Here is an 18255-nt window from a genome sequence, read left to right on the forward strand (position 1 = left end):
ATATTCCGGCTACTCGGACGATCCGGGAAAAACCACTCACAACTGGAATTTTTGTTACGGCATATGCTCCAAAAGCCCCTCTACTGCAGGCCGCGTAGCGAGCTCCATGGAGAACGCGCTCGCAGACCCCGAGCAGACGCCCATGCGAAAGCCTGCTCGTAGCAGCCGTCGCTCTCCATAAACCCTGCCATGAAGCCAACCGCTGCACTCATAGACATCACCGGGAAGCTCACTCGGCACGCTATCGGAAATGATAAGGGTGTCCCCGCCTTGAGAGCATCGAGCCGCTGGTAGAGCGCCTCGACATCCGTAGCAGTGATCGCAGGGCCCATGCCGTCGACCTCGGTCTCCACCCCGTCTGCGTTAATCTTGAAGTTGATGCAACTCATGCCCCCGGCAACATGGATGAAATCGACGGTAACGCCCACGGCCTGCAGGCGCCGCGCGATATCGTCACCGGTAAAGCCGGCCAGAAATCCGAGCACTCAGGTCTAATTCCCCAGGTTGCTGAGCACGATGGAAAGAGAGCACGGCACTGTCAACTCTCGGCGATTCCGCCACAATCATCCAGAATCGTTCGCCATCGGTCAGATGTAGAATACGACCGATTGGAATACGACCGATATCGCTTATTATCATCCAGCAGTGTGTTTCCGGAGGCAAACGGCAGGCGCAGCCGCCCCAGCAGCACGCGCCCTCTTGGTATGATGAAACGAATATGCGGGCGGCGTCTGCGAGAGCCATCGGAATAGTCCCCGCACCAGCACGGACAAGGAGGTCACCATGAGCCTGTGGAACGAACTCGAGCACCTGAAGAACTGCACGTGGGTCGAACTCTCCCATCCCCTCACCAACGAGAGCCCTTACTGGGCAGGCATTCCCGCCGGCTCGGTCGACCTATGCCGCACCGTGTTCGACTACGACGAGGAGATGCTCTCCTGCCGCATCCACACCTATAAGTTCCCCGGGCAGTTCGGCACGCACGTCGACTTCCCCAACCACTTCACGCCGGGCAAGGTCGGCGCCGAAGCGTATGGCACCGATTACATGGCCATGCCGCTCTGCGTGATCGACCTCACGCCCAAAATCGCCGCAGAGGGCCCCGACACCGCCATCACAGTGGCCGATATCGAGGCTTGGGAGGCCGAAAACGGTCGCATTCCCGAGGGAGCTTTCGTGGCGCTGCGTACCGACTGGTCGCACCGCTGGCCCGATAACGACGCCCTCAACAACTTCGATGAAGAAGGCGGGGAGCACTGCCCCGGCTGGTCGATGGAAGCCGTTCAATTCCTTTACGAGCAGCGCGGCATCAAGATGAACGGCCACGAGACCTTCGACACCGACGCGTCCTTCCTTGCCGCCGAAGCCGATGACCTCGCATGCGAACGCTGGATCTTGGACCACGGCCACCTGCAGGTAGAAGTCATGGCCAACCTCGACAAGGTGCCGGCAACCGGTGCCATCATCTTCGTGAGCTGGCCTCGCATCGAAGGCGCAACGGGTCTTCCCGCGCGCGTCGTCGCCGTGTTCGAATAGGGGTGCATCGTCCTGACCGACCAGTCGTCCGCACAAGCCCCAGATAGCACCGCCGAACACGCGCCGGCGGGTGCGCCCGCGCAGCCAGCCCCCGGTAGCTCCGCGGCGCCCACCGCCGGCGTCCACGCCTCGATCAGCACGTCGGCTGGTACGCGCCTCACCGCCCTCAAAGCAGCGTTCCCCCTCACCATACCCATTCTCGCAGGGTTCCTGTTCTTGGGCATCACCTGTGGAATCTACGCCACCACACTTGGCCTCCCTTGGTGGATACCCCCGCTTATGGCGTGCCTGATCTTCGCCGGCTCGGCGGAGTTCGTCGTCGCATCCATGCTTACGGCCCCCTTCAACCCCGTGCAGGTGTTCCTCACGGTCTTCATCATCAACGCCCGGCACCTCTTCTACGGCCTCTCCATGCTTGAGCGCTTCCGAGACCAAGGGCGAAAGCGCCCGTACCTCATCTTTGCCATGTGCGACGAGTCGTTCTCGATCAATTTCTCCGCACAGGCCCCCTCCGGCGTGGATGAGGGCTGGTTCATGACCTTCGTGAGCTTGCTCAACCAGTTGTACTGGGTAGTCGGGTGCACCCTGGGAAGCCTCTTCGGCAGCGCGCTCGCGCTCCAGGTAGAGGGGGTATCCTTCGCCATGACAGCGCTCTTCACCGTTATCCTCCTTGATCAATGGCTCAAGGAACCCGTTCCAGCGAGCGAGATCATCGGCATCGTTGCGGCATTCGCAGCGCTTCTGCTGTTTGGACCCGACATGTTCATGATCCCTGCAATGCTGCTCATCCTCGCAGCGGTCACCCTCGTGCGCAGTCGGCTCGAACCCGTGCTCGACGCTGCCGATGATGCCGGAGGCGAGCACGAAGATGCATGTGCTGGCACCGCGAACCCCGCCAACTACGGAAACGATACCGAAGCGCATGCGGGGGGCGATGCTCAATGACGACGCTCCAGATGATCGTAACCATAGCCGTCGCCGCCGCTGCGACCGTGCTCACCCGCGCGCTGCCGTTTTTCGCCTTTCCCGCCGGTCGCGAGGCTCCGCGCTACATACGCTACCTTGGACGAGCGCTGCCCGGCGCGGCCTTTGGACTGCTTGTGATCTATTGCCTAAGGGATGTGAGCCTCTTCAGCGGGTCGCACGCGGTGCCTGAGCTCGTGAGCATCATCGTGACCGGCGCGCTCTACCTATGGCGCCGCAACATGCTGCTCTCGATCTTCGCAGGTACGGGCATCTACATGGTCTTGGTGAATTTCATCTTCATCTAAGGCAGGCGCCTGCTGCCAGCGGAACCTGCGGTCAGCGAACCAACCGGTATACAGAGCCGTTTCTCCGCTTGCACTCACTTTCGCACGTACCTTTAGCATTTCCGCAGGATTCCAGAAATAAAAATGTCGAAAGTGAGTGCAAAACCTGCGTTGCCCCGTTTATAAACGCCCCGCGGCCAAGGTAAGCGACGCCCGCCCTGCTGGAGCTAGCCCTGCTTGTCGATCTTGGGCTTGTACCCGCCCCCCCGAACGAGGGCGACCCCACCCCTTACGCCCAAGCTGGCGAACCAGCTCGCACGCGAACGCAACGCAGTCGGCAACCACGCGGTACTGCGCCACACCGAAGATCGGGGCAGCCGGATCGTCGTTCACGGCTATGATAGTTTGAGCACCGCCGATCCCCGCGACATGCTGGATTGCGCCGGAAACGCCAAGGCTGAGCAGGAACTCGGGCGCCACCGAGGCACCCGTCTGCCCCACCTGATGCGCATAGTCGAGCCAACCGGCCTCCACAAGCGGGCGCGTGCAGCCAAGTTCGGCCCCAAGGAGCTCGGCCAAGCGCTCAGCAAGCGCGAGGTTCTTTTTGCCACCGATGCCGCGACCAACCACAACAAGGCGCTTGGCCTGTGTGATCGAAGATCCAGCAGCGGCTTTCTCGCGCTCGATAACCCGCACGCGAGGCACGATGTCGAAAGCGAGCATGACGTCCTCGATCATGCCTTCGCGCGCGTTGCAACCAGCTGCCGAAGCGCTGCCTGCGCTCGAAGCGCCCTGCTGGGCAAGCCCGGCGAACACCCCCGGGCGCACCGTTGCCATCTGAGGGCGATGCGCGGGGCACTCGATCGTTGCCATGAGATTGCCGCCAAAAGCAGGACGCGTCTGTTGGAGAAGGCCGGTCGCCGGGTCGAGGGCAAGCTCGGTACAGTCTGCCGTGAGACCCGTCTGAAGCCGCACCGCCACGCGGGGAGCGACCTCGCGTCCAAGCGCCGTCGCGCCCATGAGCACCACCTCTGGCAAGCGCTCGCGCGCGAGGGCCGCGAGCCATGCAGCCATGACCTCGGGGTCTTGGGCGGCAAGACGCTCGTCGCGGCATCTGAGCACCGCGTCCGCCCCGGCTGCAAGGAGTGTGTCGGCAGGGGTGGGAGCGGGCTGCAGCGCGGAGGAGAGGCCGGGCGTCGCAACGGGTTCGGAAGCCCCCTCGGCAAGCACGGCAACGACATCGCAACCGCGCTCGCAGGCAAGCTCGCGGGCCTTCGCGACGAGCTCGAGCGTAACTGGCAGCACGCGGCCGAAGGCATCGCGCTGCGCTACGACCCAGATATCGCGATAGGCGGAGAGCCCTTCCGCTCCAAGCGCATCCTCTCGTGCGCCGTTCCCGGTCACTTCCGGCCTTTCGATGGCGAGCGCCCCTACCGGGCAGGCATCCACGCAAGATCCGCAGAGCGTGCAAGCTTCGGTTGGATGCGCAAGCCGGTCGCGCACCTCGATTCCACCAAACGCGCAGGCACGTATGCAGCGTTTGCAGCCTATGCAGCGCTCGGCATCGATCACGAGGCCGCTCATGCGCACGCACCTCCCATCAGCTCGCGCACGCGGGCGGCCTGTGCCGCCACGTCACCCAAGACGTCCTCGCCTGCGGCTTCGCGTTCGGGCACGAAGGAACGCACCACCTGCGTGGGAGATCCCGCTAGGCCGATTCGCGCAGAATCCGCCCCGACGCCGTGCGCTCCGAGCACGCGGACCTCGGCATCGCGCGCCGCGAAGACGCCGGCGATGCTCGGCATGCGGGGTTGTACGGCGTCCTTTGCGATGGTGAGAACCGCCGGCAACGGCAGCTCAACGCGCTCGATGCCCTGGTCGGTCGCACGCCGCACGACGACGCCGCCGGGCGATGGCACCTCGACCGAGCGCACGTCGGTCGCGCACGCCATGTCCAGAAGCCCCGCGAGCTCCGGACCTATCTGGGCGGTGTCACCGTCAACCGCCATCTTGCCGCAGAGCACGAGGTCGGGCGCGGTGCCATCGCAAAGCGCGTGCATCCCGCACGAGAGCGCATAGCTCGTGGCGAGCGTATCCGCTCCAGCGAAGGCACGATCAGAGAGCAGCAGGGCGTCGTCTGCGCCCCGCGCAATGCAGTCGCGCAACAGCGACTCGGTCGCAGGAATACCCATGGAAAGCGTGCTTACCCGCGTAGGCCTTCCCATGTTCGCCCGCGCGTCCTTGATGCGCAGCGCCACCTCGAGCGCCGTCGCGTCGAAGGGGTTCACTACCGCGGCGCCACCGTCGCGGATGATGGTATGGGTCACGGGGTCCATTCGCACCTCGGTGCTCCCCGGTACTGCCTTCACGCACACCACGATGTGCATCATGCGCTCACCCCCTCGCAACCGGGCCGCTCAAATCCCGCAGCGCCCGAGGTGCCAGCGGCGAAATCTGCCGCAGCGTCGGGCCCCGCGCCCGTCGAAGCCTCCTCTGTAGCGGCAAGCAATTCCTCCGGGAACAGATTCCCGCGTCCCAGCTGGCCGTACGGGTCGAACGCGCCCTTCACCCGCGCCATCTCGCGCAGGTGCTCGTCCCCGTACATGATCGCGAGGAAGTCGCGTTTGAGCTTGCCGACGCCGTGCTCGGCCGAGACGGCGCCGCCCATGGCCGTAACCTCGTGTGCCCAGCGCTCGAACAGCCGCTTGCCGCGTAGGAACTCGTCGTGCGAGCGCGGCAGCACGTTCACATGGAGGTGGTTGTCGCCGATATGCCCCCACGCGGCAGCCTGGAGGCCCTCCTTGGCGAGCGTCGCGCGGTAGAGAGCGACCACGTCGTGCAGGCGCTCGTTGGGAACGGACATGTCGCTCCCCAGCTTGGTGATGGAGGCATCGGTGCGCCGCCGCTCGTCGATGAGCATGTTGACGCTCTCGGGCACGGCATGGCGGAAGAACGTGAGCGCCTCGCGGTCGACCGCGGTACGCGCGACCCAGGCGCGCTGCGCGTCGCCACCGGTTTTGCCGAGAATCTCGGCAAGCAGACCCAGATCGGCCATGGCCTGGTCTTCGTCCGCGCAATGCAGTTCGACGTAAAGGCAGCAGAGCGCTCCATCGTGCTCGGCGGGGAGGTCGGGCAAGGAGGCGAACGCAGTACCGGAGGCCTTGGCGCGCCGCAGGATATCCAGGGCTGCCGGATCGAAATACTCGAGCGCCGCCACGTGCGAAAGCCCCGCCCGCACCGAGACGGTCGCGTCAAGCGCGGCCTGCTCGTCCGTAAAAAAGCAGCTCGCAGCCCATATAACCGCCGGTGCGGGCATAAGCGCTAGCTCCAGCTCGGTAATGACGCCGAGCGTGCCATCCGAGCCGATAACCAGGTCGATGGCGTCCATGTCGTCTTCGATGTAGTAACCCGACGCGTTCTTGGCGTGCGGCATGGTGTAGGTAGGCAGATCTGCCACAATCCGACGGCCGCCCTCGGTCGTGAGCGCGAGCTTGCGACCACAGGCGCTAACAGCACCGCGACGAAGGGCGAGCACATCGCCATCCGCCAGAACCATGCGCAGGGCCTGGACGTGCGGACGCATGGGACCATAGCGGTAGCTCCGCGCACCGGACGCGTTGCACGCCGCCATACCGCCCAGGCAGGCGGTGGACTCGGTGGGGTCGGTGGGGAACATCTGCTCGGGAGCCTCGGCAAGCGCCTGCGCAGCGGCCTTCGAGGACTCGTCCCACCCGTTGAGGGGGAAGCGTTTTGCGCTCAGGTATTTGCGCAGCTCAGAGAGGACGACGCCGGGCTGCACGCGCACGCTGAACGTCCCCGCGTCATCGTGCGCGAGGCCGAGCACGCGGTTCATGCGAGAAAGGTTGAGGACGTGGCCGCCGTGGGGCACCGCGCCTGCGGCAAGACCCGTTCGGGCGCCCTGGACGGTCACGGGGATGCGACGCTCATGCAGCTCGCGCAGGATCGCACGGACCTCGTCCTCGCTTTGCGGGAACGAGATGGACTCCGCGAATCCCGTGCTGCGCGACTCATCGTGCAGATAGTCCTCATGCTCGGAACCGCATGCTTCAATCTGAACCTGCGTAACCCCCATGTCGCCCCCTCCCCCTCCATGATGCGGCGACGCGATGCGATTGCCCGGCGCAATGCCACCGTCCTTGCACGCCGCGAATCATCATGGACCGCGGCGCAAGCCGCAGCGATCGCCAGCTCGACGTGCAGCCATTGTATCTTGCGGCCGCGTGCGGTGCGGATGGCCCCGCTCCCCGGTTGCGATATGGAAACAAAGGCCCCTCCCCGGTACGCAACCGTTTTGCGCACCGCGCATCCACGACTTTCACACATTCGATTTTCCACGACCCTGAAGCTGCTGCGGTAAGGACCCGGTAAGAAGCGGTGCATGATCCGTAAGATTCGCCTGCTAGGCTGCTAGCCACCAGCAATCGCCTTCGGGCGCAGGGATTGGAGGAGCTATGGCCGTTTACCTACCGGATGCGAAGGTGGCAATCGAGATCGTCGATGACCCTTTGAGCCTCCCCGCCGACCTCGACGCGTTTCCCGGGTACACCGTGGTGACCATGACCTGCGCGGAAGTGTGCGACCCCATCGCGTTCCGCCGCGTGGCCGAGCGCGTTGGGGCCGCCGCAGGAATCGAGGTACCGCCCGACACGCCCGAGACGATCGCCGCGCGCAAGCGCCTCATGCGCCGCCTGGACAAGGACCTCCATCTCGCAGAGTACGCTCGCGCCATGGGGATCTCGCTCACTCCGACGGATCCGGCACCCTCCGATGACGGCGCGAAGCCGGCAGCCTAGTTGATGGCCGCGGCTAACGCCGCACCGCAATCAGCTCCATCTGCTACGATGCGTAAGGCCGAAGGATTTCCGCCGCCCTGCTCCACGCGAATGCATATCGTCGGGACGGCGCCGACACGGTCTCTTCGGCTTGACCATAAACCCCGGCCCGGTCGCGACGCGGCAGGGCCACGCAGTGCGGGAGGCATCGTGGTCGGACTCGGGACGATCATCAATGTGGCACTCATCGTTGCGGGCGGCATCGTAGGCCTCGCAGGCGGCAGGCTTTTCACGCCCAAGGTCCAAGACACCCTCATGAAAGCAGCTGGCGTCAGCGTGCTTTTTGTCGGACTCGCCGGCGCCATGAGCGGCATGCTCTCAATGCAAGACGGCAAGCTGGTGAGCGGCGGCAGCATGATGATGGTCGCGTCGTTTGCCATCGGGTCGCTCTTTGGCGAACTCATCGATATCGACCGCCATTTCGTCACCCTCGGCGAATGGCTCAAACGCAAGGTAGGCGGCGAAGGCGACCGCGATTTCGTCAACGCCTTCGTCACCGCCTCGCTCACGGTGTGCATCGGGGCGATGGCAATCGTGGGCTCGATCCAGGACGGCATCCTGGGCGACTGGTCGACCCTCGCGCTCAAGGGTGCGCTCGACGCCCTCATCGTGTGCACGATGGCGGCGTCGCTCGGCCGCGGCGCGCTGTTCTCCGCACTGCCCGTCGCCGTCTTCCAAGGCAGCATCACCCTGCTCGCCCGCCTTATCCAGCCCATCATGACCGAGGCAGCGCTCGCCAACCTCTCGCTCGTGGGCTCCATTCTCATCTTCTGCGTAGGCGTGAACCTCATTTGGGAGAAGACCTTCAAGCCGGCAAACATGCTTCCCGCCGTGATCGTCGCGGTCGCACTCGCCTTCGCGTAACCCGTCAGGGCGCTCCGCATCGAGTGCGCATGTCCTGCCCCAATCGCGAACGGGCCCCGCTGGATGCCGCAGCACACCGCGAGGGCGAACGTCGCGCCGTGGGACGCGCGTCGCGCCTTGCAGTATTCAACTATGCGGAAGAAACCCGCGACTCCATCTCTTACCGTATTCATACGAACAGATGTTTGTACCTGTAGTACAATAGAGGGTCACTCGTAGCGGATTTCGCGGCCCATAGCGGATTCCGCATGCGGCGGATCTGTGGCTCGGACGGGCGACTCACAGCAAAGCGTCACGGCAAAGGAGGCGATCACATGAGCTTCGGCATAGATGGCGTGCATGACGTGCGCGAGCTTATCGAGCGCATCAACGCGAGCGAACGCCTGCGCGGCAGCTCTCATTTCTCCAGCGCCGTCTACCGCAACGAGCCCATCATCACCACCGGCCGCCAGATGGCCAGCTACCTGCCAGAACGCTACCGCGAGATGCGCAAGATATCCCGCTGGCAAGAGGGCTCGCCGCGCGGCCGCTGGCTCAGCGATGCCGAGCTGTTCTACCGCCAAGCCCGCTTTATGGAGGACTTCGAGGACGATTGTCCCTATCACGGTGACTTCACGGCGTACTACCCCACCTACACCTCCATGAGCGACCGTCAGCTGCGCGGCTACTTCACATGGCGCGCGGCCGTGCGGCGCGGCGACGTCCAAAAGGCACCCCTCTCCTTCGCATACGTATACCTTTACGAGCTCATAAACGGCATCGGCACGAAGGACGCACTCGACGGTTTCCACAAGCTCGAGGGCTTCTGGCAGACGTACCGCGCATTCGCGCCAGGCATCGACCGCTACGTGCGCACCTGGCTGCGCGACTACGTCGTCTACCACGGACTCGACCCGGCCCTTTTGGCCGACAGTGCCGACATCGCCTTCGACCAGGCGCTGCTCGGGCTTGTCACCCAAAGCGCCCCCTTCGATCCCGAAATCTTAGAGAGCATCGATATCATCGCCGTGAGCGAAGACGATGTGGCGGAGGAGATCTCGACGGAAGCTCCCTGGGCGGGGATAGCGAGCGCCGCGCCGTCGAACACCGCGGGGAGCCCCTTAGACGCATCCGTGCGGCAGCCGGGTGCAGCCGAGCACACCGGGCGCACGCGCGGCCGACGCGATCGCGCCTCCGCACTCCCCCTCCCGCCCGATATCGCGCATGAAACCGAGCTGCTCGCAGCCATCGACATGCTCTCGTCGTATCGCGTGCGCCTCTCTCGCCTCTACAAGGATGAACCGGACGCGTTGCGGCACGTCGCATGCGCGGTCTATGTCCGCCTGCTCGCGTACTATAGGCACCATCGCAAAAACGGCTTCGTCGAGACCTTGTTCGGGGAGGAGCTGAACATGTCCTACACCATGTTCGCGAACGCGATCTTCTTCGAGCCGCAGCCGCACCAGCCCACGGACTATCAGCTCGATCCCATCCATTGGTACCGCTGCCGTAACAGCCAGTGGCGGTGCTTGCGTGTTTGCGGAACGCGCGAGAAGAGCCCCGTCCTGGGCAAGATCATGCGCGCCGTCGACCGCAAGCTCCGCGATGCACTCGATTACCCGCACAAGCTCAAGGACCAGCAACTCCCCAAGTACCTGGACTCCATGATCGAGAAGGAAATCTCAGCCTGGACCACTTGGGCTGCAGAGCATGCCGCCCGCAAGGTGGAGATCGACCTGTCGCAGCTCGCGGGCATCCGCAGCGCCGCCGCATGGGCTCGCGATGCGCTACTTACAGAGGAGGAGCGCGAGGACGCGGACGAAACGGTGATGCCCGAGGCGCCTCTGGCTGCAGTGCCCGCCGCTCCCGTTGCACCGCCCGCCGCTCCCGTTGCACCGCCCGCTGCTCCCGTTGCGCCCAAATCTGCGGGCAGAAAAAAGCAAGAGCGGGGTGTTCAGGAGGCGGTTTCTTGCTATATTCCGCCCGCAGATGATGTGGAGGTCTCAGCGGACGGTGCAGGAAGCGCCAACGGACCCGCTGCGGGGCTCGATGCCAGTGCCCACGCCGGCATCGACGCCGGGCTCGTTGCCGTGCCAGTCATCGAACCTATTACCGGACCAGTTTCCTGGACAGTTTCCGAGCCCGATGTCGAGCCCTTCCCCGGCCCCGTTGCCGCGTCCGCTGCCGAACCCGGCGCTGAACCCGCTGCAGTGCTCACCGCTCCCGAGCATGCCTACTTGGAGGCGCTGCTCGCAGGCTGCCCGGGCACGGTCCCGGCAGGCGTGAGCGAGGATATGCTCGTCGACAAGATCAACGAGAGGCTCTTCGACTTGATCGGCGACACCGTGATCGAGTTCGGCGCGGACGGCCCGCGTATCATCGAGGACTATGAAGACGACGTACGAGAGGTGCTAGCCGTATGACCAGAAACGCCCCCACCGCTATGAGCCAAGCCGCGGCCGGTGCGCCTCGCGTGCCCAAGCGCGTGGCTGCCGTGATTCTGAACTCCCTCAAGGGCGGCGTGGTGCCGCGCATCGGCTTGCCCTACATCACCGTGGGCCGCGAGGCCGAGATTCGCGCGCTGCTGACGGACCTGTCGCTCATCGCAGACGGCGGTGCGAGCTTCCGCTTCCTCGTGGGCCGCTACGGCAGCGGCAAGAGCTTCCTGCTCCAAACGATTCGCACACACGCCATGGGCGAGGGCTTCGTAGTCGCGGATGCGGACCTCTCGCCGGAGCGCCGCCTGCAGGGCGGGCAGGGTCAGGGCCTCGCCACCTACCGCGAGCTCATCCGCAACCTCTCCACCAAGACTCGTCCCGAGGGCGGGGCGCTCGGCCTCGTGCTCGATCGATGGGTCGCCGCCACGCTACCCTCCGCGTCAGCCGACAACGGGTTATCCGGCGCGCCCGCCGGTGCTGCACCGTATGCAACCTCCTCCGGCGCAAACGCTCCCGCGCCCGGCAAAGCGGCAACCGATGCCGAGCAAGCCGCACACGACCGCGCGGCGGACGAAGCGGCGACAAATGCCGAGCAAACCGAACGCAACCGCATAGCGGACGAAGCGCTCAATCAGGTCCTCGCGCCGCTCGAGGAACTCGTCCACGGCTTCGACTTCACACGGATGCTGCGCGCCTATCGCACCGCGAGCATCGAGGGGGACGACGAGCGAAAGTCGTACGTGCTCAAATGGCTTCGCGGTGAGTACCGCACCAAGACCGAGGCCAGGGCGGAGCTGGGCTGCTCGACCATCATCGGCGACGACGATTGGTACGACTACGTGAAGCTCTTCGCGGCGTTCCTCACCGGTGCCGGCTACAAAGGGCTTCTCGTCCTCATCGACGAGCTGGTAAACCTGTTCAAGATCCCCAACAGCATCACGCGCCAGTACAACTACGAGAAGATCCTCACCATGTACAACGATACGCTGCAGGGCAAGGCGCGCCACCTGGGGATCATCATGGGCGGCACGCCGCAGTCCATCGAGGACCGCCGGCGCGGCGTCTTTTCCTACGAGGCGCTGCGCTCGCGCCTCACGCAGGGCCGCTTCGCCGCGGAGGGCATGCGCGACATGCTCGCGCCCATCATCCATCTGCATCCGCTTACCTACGAGGAGCTGCTCGTGCTCATCGAGAAGCTGCAGCAGATCCACGCCGGCTACTTTGGCTACGAAGCGCGCCTGAACGAGGGCGACCTGGTGCAGTTCCTGCAGATCGAGTTCGGCCGCGTGGGCGCGGACACGCACCTCACGCCGCGCGAGGTCATTCGCGACTTCATCGAGCTCTTGGACATCGCATTCCAGAACCCGGACACGCCCGTGGCGAGCATCCTCGGAAGCGTGGGCGACAGCGGGAGCAGCGGGCTCGCGGAACATTCCGGCGGCACGCAACCGTCGGGCGGTTCAGCCCTCGTCACTCCCGCCGATCCTGGCCGCGATGCCTCTGAGTTCGCGGAGTTCAAAATCTAGCGGCGGGGCACGCTGCGAAAACCGAGGAGGTATATCGCAGGTCATCCTTTGAGACCAGATTCCGAGGAAAAGGTTATGGGCATCTTCGACAGATACGCGCCGTTCGTACAGGACTTCATCTACGACCATGCATGGGAGGACCTGCGCTCCATCCAGGTGGCCGCCGGTGACGCGATTTTCAACACCGATGAAAACGTGCTGCTTACGGCATCGACTGCCTCGGGCAAGACGGAGGCGGCGTTCTTCCCCATCCTCACGATGTTCTACGAGGACCCGCCCACCTCGATCGGCGCGCTCTACGTGGGGCCGCTCAAGGCGCTCATCAACGACCAGTTCCTGCGCCTGAACGACCTGTGCGAGGAGGCCGAGATCCCCGTCTGGCACTGGCACGGCGACGTCTCTGCTACGCACAAGCGAAAGCTGCTCGAGCATCCGAGCGGTATCCTGCAGATCACGCCCGAGTCGCTCGAGGCGCTGCTCATGCACAAGCACATGGCCGTGCCGCGGCTCTTCCACGACCTGCGGTTCGTGGTCATCGACGAGGTTCACTCGCTCCTGCGCGGCGACCGCGGCGGGCAGACGCTCTGCCTCATCGAGCGCCTCTCACGCATGGCGGGCGTGAACCCCAGGCGCATCGGGCTTTCCGCCACCATCGGCGATCCCGTGCGCACGGGCGCGTTTTTGGCGAGCGGCACTGGGCGCGGCTGCGTGATCCCGCGCTTCGATGAGCCCGGGCGCGTGTGGCGCCTCTCGATGGAGCACTTCTACACCACCGGCCCACAGGCAACGGAACGCGCTGCCGAGGGAGCCGGTACGGGCGTGGAGCGCGCTGACGGCACGATCGAGGCCGATGTCCTTGCTGTTGAGCGTGTCGAGCCGCAGGCCGCGCCCGATCAGGCGCTCGCGCCCCGCGCCCTTGCGGCGGCGAGCACCGCCCCCGTATCCGCGGGCAGAAAACAGCAAGAGGAGGCCTCTCACGGGCCCCTCTCTTGCCAAAACCCGCCCGCAGATTTCGATGCAGGCGAGGACGCCGGTTGGGGGCCAAGCGAACCATCCGTCGACTCCGAGCTCGGCGATCAGGCGCTTCTCTCGCCCACCGATACAGCGCCAGAGAACGCCGATCCCGGCATCGGTTATATCTTCGAGCGCACGCGCGGGCGCAAGTGCCTCGTCTTCGTGAACTCGCGCGAGGAGGCCGAGGCCGTCTGCACCATGCTTCGCAGCTACTGCGAGGCCAACCACGAGCCGGACCGCTTTCTCATCCACCACGGGAACCTCTCGGCAAGCATCCGCGAGAGCGCCGAGGACATCATGCGCGACGACGAACGGCTCGATACGACCGTGACCACCGCGACGCTGGAGCTCGGCATCGATATCGGCCGGCTCGAGCGCGCATTCCAGATCGACGCGCCGTTCACCGTCTCGAGCTTCCTGCAGCGCATGGGGCGCACCGGCCGGCGCGACCTGCCGCCCGAGATGCACTTCGTCATGCGCGAGGAACAGCCCGAGCCGCGTACGACCATGCCCGAGACCATCCCCTGGAAACTGTTGCAGGGCATCGCGCTCGTTCAGCTCTACCACGAGGAGCGCTGGGTGGAACCGCCGCGGCTCGACCGGCTGCCGTACAGCCTGCTCTACCACCAGACCATGGCCACGCTTGCCAGCACAGGCGAGCTTTCCCCCGCCGAGCTCGCCCAGCGCGTGCTCACCCTCTCCTACTTCCACCGCGTGAGCGCCGATGACTTCCGCGTGCTGCTGCGCCACCTTATCGAGACTGAGCAGATCCAGGTGACGGAGGGCGGCGGACTCATCGTGGGTCTCGCGGGCGAGCGGCTCACCAACTCATTCAAGTTCTACGCCGTCTTTCAGGAGAACGAGGAGTTCACGGTGCGCTGCGAGAGCGCGGAGCTCGGCACCATCGTGAACCCGCCGCCGCCCGGTGAGCGCATCGCCATCGCGGGACATTGCTGGCTGGTAGAGGAGGTCGACTGGAAGCGGCATCTGGTGTATTGCACGCAGGTGAAGGGCCGCGTGCCGGCGTACTTTGGCGATTGCGCGGGCGACATCGACACGCACGTGCTCGAGCGCATGCGGCGCGTGCTTGCGGAGCACAAGCCGTATCCATATTTGCTGGCGAATGCGCGGGCGCGCCTGAGGCAGGCGAGGTGGACGGCCGAGCAGAGCGGCGCCGCCACGCGGTCCCTCATCAACCTGGGTGGTGACACCTGGGTGCTCTTCCCGTGGCTCGGAAGCTATGCGTTTTTGGCACTGGAGCGCCTGCTCAAGATCAAATGCGCCGGCGAGCTGGGCCTCAAGGGCCTCGACCCCGCGCGTCCGTACTACATGCAGTTCAGGATGCGCGCGGACGAGGACACGTTCTGGAGCGTGCTGGCGGCAGAGGCCGAGGCGGACTTCGATCCCATCGAGCTTGTGTATCCCAGCGAGGTGCCGTACTTCAACAAGTACGACGAGCTGCTGCCCGCCAAGCTGGTGCGCAAGGGCTTCGCCGAAGGCGTGCTGGACATCGAGGGCATGCGTGAGCGCGTGCGCGAGTGGTGCGCGGGGCGGTAGCTGGAGGTACGACCTCGAGACCTCGCTGCTTACCCTTGAGTTTGCATAGCCTCTGAGTCAACAGCTCGCAGGACACGGCGCGCTCCGCATCATTGGGAAACCGGTCTTCCGCGGGAGCTTTACTATGTTCCCGGTCCAACCACCAGGCGAAAGGAAGCCCCCATGGATACCAACGAACCACAGGAGAAGCGCAGCTACGGCATGGCGGTCGGGCTGTTCTTCGCCTTGTTCATCGGCCAGAATCTCATCGGACTGCTGCTCTTCGGCGCGTACGCGACGGGCATCCTCCCCCTGATCGAATGCGGCGTCCTCGCGGCGCTCTGGCAATCGCATAAGCTGAACATCGGGATCATCGTCACGATCGCGATCGCATGCAGCATCATTTTCCCGATGGTCGGCATTTGGGCATACCAGACGAGGTATGGGATATAACACGGACGTAGAGGGCGTAGCCGACTACATGCGATTCAGGCTGCGCCCAGAACGAATTACGAGCTGAATGTCGCCGGCGGTTCCTATCGCCGGCATAAGCGTCCAGCCATGATGCCTCAAGAAGTAAGCCGTAGGGGCGTTTCCCCAGCCTCCCTGCTGAGATATCGCGGCGAGCCGCGCAACAAGAGCGGCGACCTCAGGCGGGTCGTTGCGCCAAAGAATCCCTTGCAGTTGGTCAACCAAATCGCCTGGGCACTCAAGCTTGTTGAACAACGTCGTCTTCTCGTTGCAGCCGATTACCATCAATCCGTCGGAAACTTCCTTGAGTAGAAAACTGCTTTCAACCGACATGATCGACCATCCAATCCAAACCAGACGTCAGCCACACATCATCCTCGCGCTTACTCCTGATCATGCTTAACCAGGTAGACGACGAATATGTAGCGGGCAACGATGACTACGATTCCGGCAACTATGAGAGCTGCCGAGCAGCCTCCAACCCATGGCGCCGAGCACGATGAGGATTGGTCCGACCACGCCGACGAGGTTCTTAACAGCCGGTATGAAATATGAAACGGCTTCGATAACCAAGGCAGTAACGATGATGATGGGTAGAGCCTCAAATAACATTGTTATGCCTCCCTATCCAACCGACCTGATGACCAAGAAGAGGTTCAGCGACAAGCCTCAACGGTTTTCCGTAGGATGTCTACCAGCGAGATCGACCCTGGAATGCCGTTTCAATCAATTCGACCTTCAAAGCGATCTGGTCTCTCGTCTGGCAAAGTTTCATGCGCTCATCCCAGTCGTCCTCCAGACTGATGGCTTTATTAATTGTATTGAGCGCCTCGTGGAACTTCCCATTGCTCATCTGCCTTTCAAAATCTTTAGCGAGCACCCCTTTCCGGGCAACGATGATAAGCTGATCGATCTGATTAATCTCTTGCAGAGATCGCGCCATGCTCCGCACCCTCTCAAATTGAGATAAAGCAGTCGAGAACTCTTCCCGCTGCAATGCGGCAATAGCTATCTCGAGACACTTATCACGCTCTTTGACATATCGCATATCATCAGCCAGCTGATCAAGATCGGCTTGGTCGTTCCTTATCCGGTGCTGAAGCGCAACGGAATTTGCGTAATTCTCTGCAGCTTTTAGCAATGATCTCGAGAGGCTTACTGCGGATTCGTCAACGTCATCACATGCAGTTATTACTGCAACCGCAGCATTACGAATGCTTTGAGCGAATTCGTTAACGGCCTCGGACAGGGGGCCAAACCTTTCGGGAATCCGAGCATTTGATTGCGCATCTTTGACGCACAATTCTCCGCGGCCAATTGCCGGTTTTAGTTTACTTATGCATTTCGGCCTTGTCGACTGATGCGCCGTGGCATCCTCAACCGCCTTAACAGCCTCATCAACCTTCTTTGATGCATCTTGCACTGTTTTTATTACCGGAGCGATGCAAGCGTCATAATAGCGATTTGTGTATTTCCCTGTAGCCTTGCAAAAAACCGACGCAATGTCCCAATCAGTTTTGCGCTCAGCGATATCAGACAGCAGCGTGACGATTTTCTCTGCAACGTAATCTATATCTAGCCCAAATCGTTCAAACAGAGAAGCGTTGGTACTAAGAACAACCCATCGTTCTGTAACTGCCTCCGCGGCGGCTCGCGTCTCTTCTTGCTCTAAAGCAAGCAGAGAGACGAGAAAGCTAAGACGACACCTATTACCTCTGGTCTTCCGCATCTCATAACATGCCGCATGAAGCTGCTTATTCGCCAGTCTATCTGCGGTCCTTTTTTCAAGAGAGTTCTTCTCATCGAAACCAATCCAGAAAAAGTCTGCTTCCCGAGCCTTCTTTGGATTGCCGAGAATCTCCGCAGCCTCCTTAACCGCCATTGAGTCATACCGAACCTGGCAGTAGGGATTTGCATTTTCAAATTCAGCATCGATTCCAATCTGGCTTAAGCGCTCAATCTCCTTAGCCCTCTTTTGCATCGCTTTTGTTTGTGGCCTATTTGAAAAGCCGAGGAGGCCAATGGGGTTAAGTGTGACCAGCGAGTATGAACTGACATCCTGCGCTGGCTCAGTAATTTCCTCATATAGTCGTGGGGGAATCTGCCTTGCTGCAGTCTGCCACCAAATGACTCCATCCCGTTTCCTAATGCCTTTGAGAGAAAAACCGTAACTATCAAACCCGCCGCGATCGTATCCATGTATATCGAATCCCCTGCGGTCAAAGCCTTCGATATCGTAACCCTTTCGGTCATAGCCGTCGTAATCGTAGCCGTCGCGGTCGTAGCCGTCCCGTCCGTAGCCTTTGAAATCGAAGCCGGCGCGATTGAAGCCATCGCGACCGTAGCCGCTCCGGTTGAAACCGTCGGCGTCGTAACCATCCCGGTCAAAGCCCGCAGGGTCGAAGCCCTTGCGATCGAAGCCATCTCGGTCGTAACCATCCCGATTGAAGCCATCACGGCCGTAGCCTCCACGGTCGAAGCCGTCACCGTCGTAGCCGCTCTGATCGTATCCGTCGCAATCGTAGCCGTCTCGGTCGTAGCCGTTTTGGTCGTAGCCGTCCCGGTCGTAACCTTCCCGGTCGTATCCGTACCGGTTGAATCCAAATGCATCATATCCTTGAACATCAAACCCGCTGCGATCATATGGCGTGCCGTTGCGATGCGTACCTTCGCGATTGAATCCCTGGCGGTTGAATCCGTTTTTGTCATAGCCCTCTTCATCAAACGCCCTGAAGAAGTTGAGGAAATCATCGAGCGCCGACATAATCCGATCATTCATATCAGACAC

15 protein-coding genes are annotated in these 18255 nt (G+C 62.8%); 9 read left to right on the forward strand and 6 right to left on the reverse strand.

Annotation, left to right across the window (positions count from 1 at the left end):
* Positions 1-80 precede the first annotated feature (80 nt).
* Positions 81-485 (reverse strand): carbohydrate kinase family protein, encoded by a 405-nt coding sequence (locus C1717_RS01240; RefSeq protein ID WP_102371440.1) that lies wholly within the window; start codon positions 483-485, stop codon positions 81-83.
* A gap of 298 nt (positions 486-783) precedes the next feature.
* On the opposite strand from C1717_RS01240, the gene C1717_RS01245 reads away from it, so the two are divergent.
* The 3 genes from C1717_RS01245 to C1717_RS01255 all read left to right on the forward strand — a co-directional run bounded on the left by C1717_RS01245 (position 784) and on the right by C1717_RS01255 (position 2807).
* Positions 784-1536 carry a cyclase family protein gene (locus tag C1717_RS01245; protein WP_102371441.1) on the forward strand — a complete coding sequence of 251 codons (753 nt, stop codon included), beginning with the start codon at positions 784-786 and terminating at the stop codon, positions 1534-1536.
* Between the two features lie 132 nt (positions 1537-1668).
* Positions 1669-2481 (forward strand): AzlC family ABC transporter permease, encoded by an 813-nt coding sequence (locus C1717_RS01250; protein ID WP_102371442.1) that lies wholly within the window; start codon positions 1669-1671, stop codon positions 2479-2481.
* Positions 2478-2807 (forward strand): branched-chain amino acid transporter permease, encoded by a 330-nt coding sequence (locus C1717_RS01255; RefSeq protein ID WP_180965788.1) that lies wholly within the window; start codon positions 2478-2480, stop codon positions 2805-2807. Before C1717_RS01250 ends, C1717_RS01255 begins: the two co-directional genes overlap by 4 nt.
* Before the next feature lie 159 nt (positions 2808-2966).
* On the opposite strand, the gene C1717_RS01260 is transcribed toward C1717_RS01255, so the two are convergent.
* The 3 genes from C1717_RS01260 to C1717_RS01270 are packed head-to-tail and all read right to left on the reverse strand — an operon-like array spanning position 2967 to position 6879.
* On the reverse strand, positions 2967-4370 hold the full coding sequence (locus C1717_RS01260) for an electron transfer flavoprotein subunit alpha (RefSeq protein WP_102371443.1): 1404 nt from the start codon (positions 4368-4370) through the stop codon (positions 2967-2969).
* Complete coding sequence (locus tag C1717_RS01265; protein WP_102371444.1) at positions 4367-5176, reverse strand: electron transfer flavoprotein subunit beta/FixA family protein; 810 nt, start codon at positions 5174-5176, stop codon at positions 4367-4369. The genes C1717_RS01260 and C1717_RS01265 overlap by 4 nt, the downstream gene beginning before the upstream one ends.
* Entirely contained in the window at positions 5173-6879 is a 1707-nt protein-coding gene (locus C1717_RS01270; protein ID WP_102371445.1) for an FAD-binding oxidoreductase, read from the reverse strand. Before C1717_RS01270 ends, C1717_RS01265 begins: the two co-directional genes overlap by 4 nt.
* A gap of 379 nt (positions 6880-7258) precedes the next feature.
* On the opposite strand from C1717_RS01270, the gene C1717_RS01275 reads away from it, so the two are divergent.
* From C1717_RS01275 to C1717_RS01300, 6 genes are all read left to right on the forward strand, one after another.
* Positions 7259-7600 carry a hypothetical protein gene (locus tag C1717_RS01275; RefSeq protein WP_102371446.1) on the forward strand — a complete coding sequence of 114 codons (342 nt, stop codon included), beginning with the start codon at positions 7259-7261 and terminating at the stop codon, positions 7598-7600.
* 189 nt (positions 7601-7789) lie between these two features.
* Positions 7790-8503: a DUF554 domain-containing protein gene (locus tag C1717_RS01280; protein WP_180965789.1), complete on the forward strand. Its 714-nt coding sequence runs from the start codon at positions 7790-7792 to the stop codon at positions 8501-8503.
* Between the two features lie 314 nt (positions 8504-8817).
* Positions 8818-10905: a TerB N-terminal domain-containing protein gene (locus tag C1717_RS10780; protein ID WP_102371448.1), complete on the forward strand. Its 2088-nt coding sequence runs from the start codon at positions 8818-8820 to the stop codon at positions 10903-10905.
* Positions 10902-12446 (forward strand): ATP-binding protein, encoded by a 1545-nt coding sequence (locus tag C1717_RS01290; protein WP_425430934.1) that lies wholly within the window; start codon positions 10902-10904, stop codon positions 12444-12446. Before C1717_RS10780 ends, C1717_RS01290 begins: the two co-directional genes overlap by 4 nt.
* Before the next feature lie 75 nt (positions 12447-12521).
* Positions 12522-15017: a DEAD/DEAH box helicase gene (locus tag C1717_RS01295; RefSeq protein WP_102371449.1), complete on the forward strand. Its 2496-nt coding sequence runs from the start codon at positions 12522-12524 to the stop codon at positions 15015-15017.
* Positions 15018-15179: 162 nt separating this feature from the next.
* Positions 15180-15449, forward strand: a complete 270-nt coding sequence (locus C1717_RS01300; protein WP_102371450.1) for a hypothetical protein — start codon at positions 15180-15182, stop codon at positions 15447-15449.
* 24 nt (positions 15450-15473) lie between these two features.
* Here C1717_RS01300 and C1717_RS01305 read toward each other — a convergent pair whose 3' ends face one another.
* The gene (locus tag C1717_RS01305; RefSeq protein WP_146003639.1) at positions 15474-15800 is read right to left on the reverse strand and encodes a hypothetical protein; all 327 of its coding nucleotides are present in this window, start codon (positions 15798-15800) and stop codon (positions 15474-15476) included.
* Positions 15801-16158: 358 nt separating this feature from the next.
* The gene (locus C1717_RS01310; RefSeq protein WP_180965790.1) at positions 16159-18255 is read right to left on the reverse strand and encodes a TonB-dependent receptor; all 2097 of its coding nucleotides are present in this window, start codon (positions 18253-18255) and stop codon (positions 16159-16161) included.

It is taken from the genome of Enorma phocaeensis (assembly GCF_900186505.1).
Taxonomy (GTDB): Bacteria; Actinomycetota; Coriobacteriia; order Coriobacteriales; family Coriobacteriaceae; genus Enorma; species Enorma phocaeensis.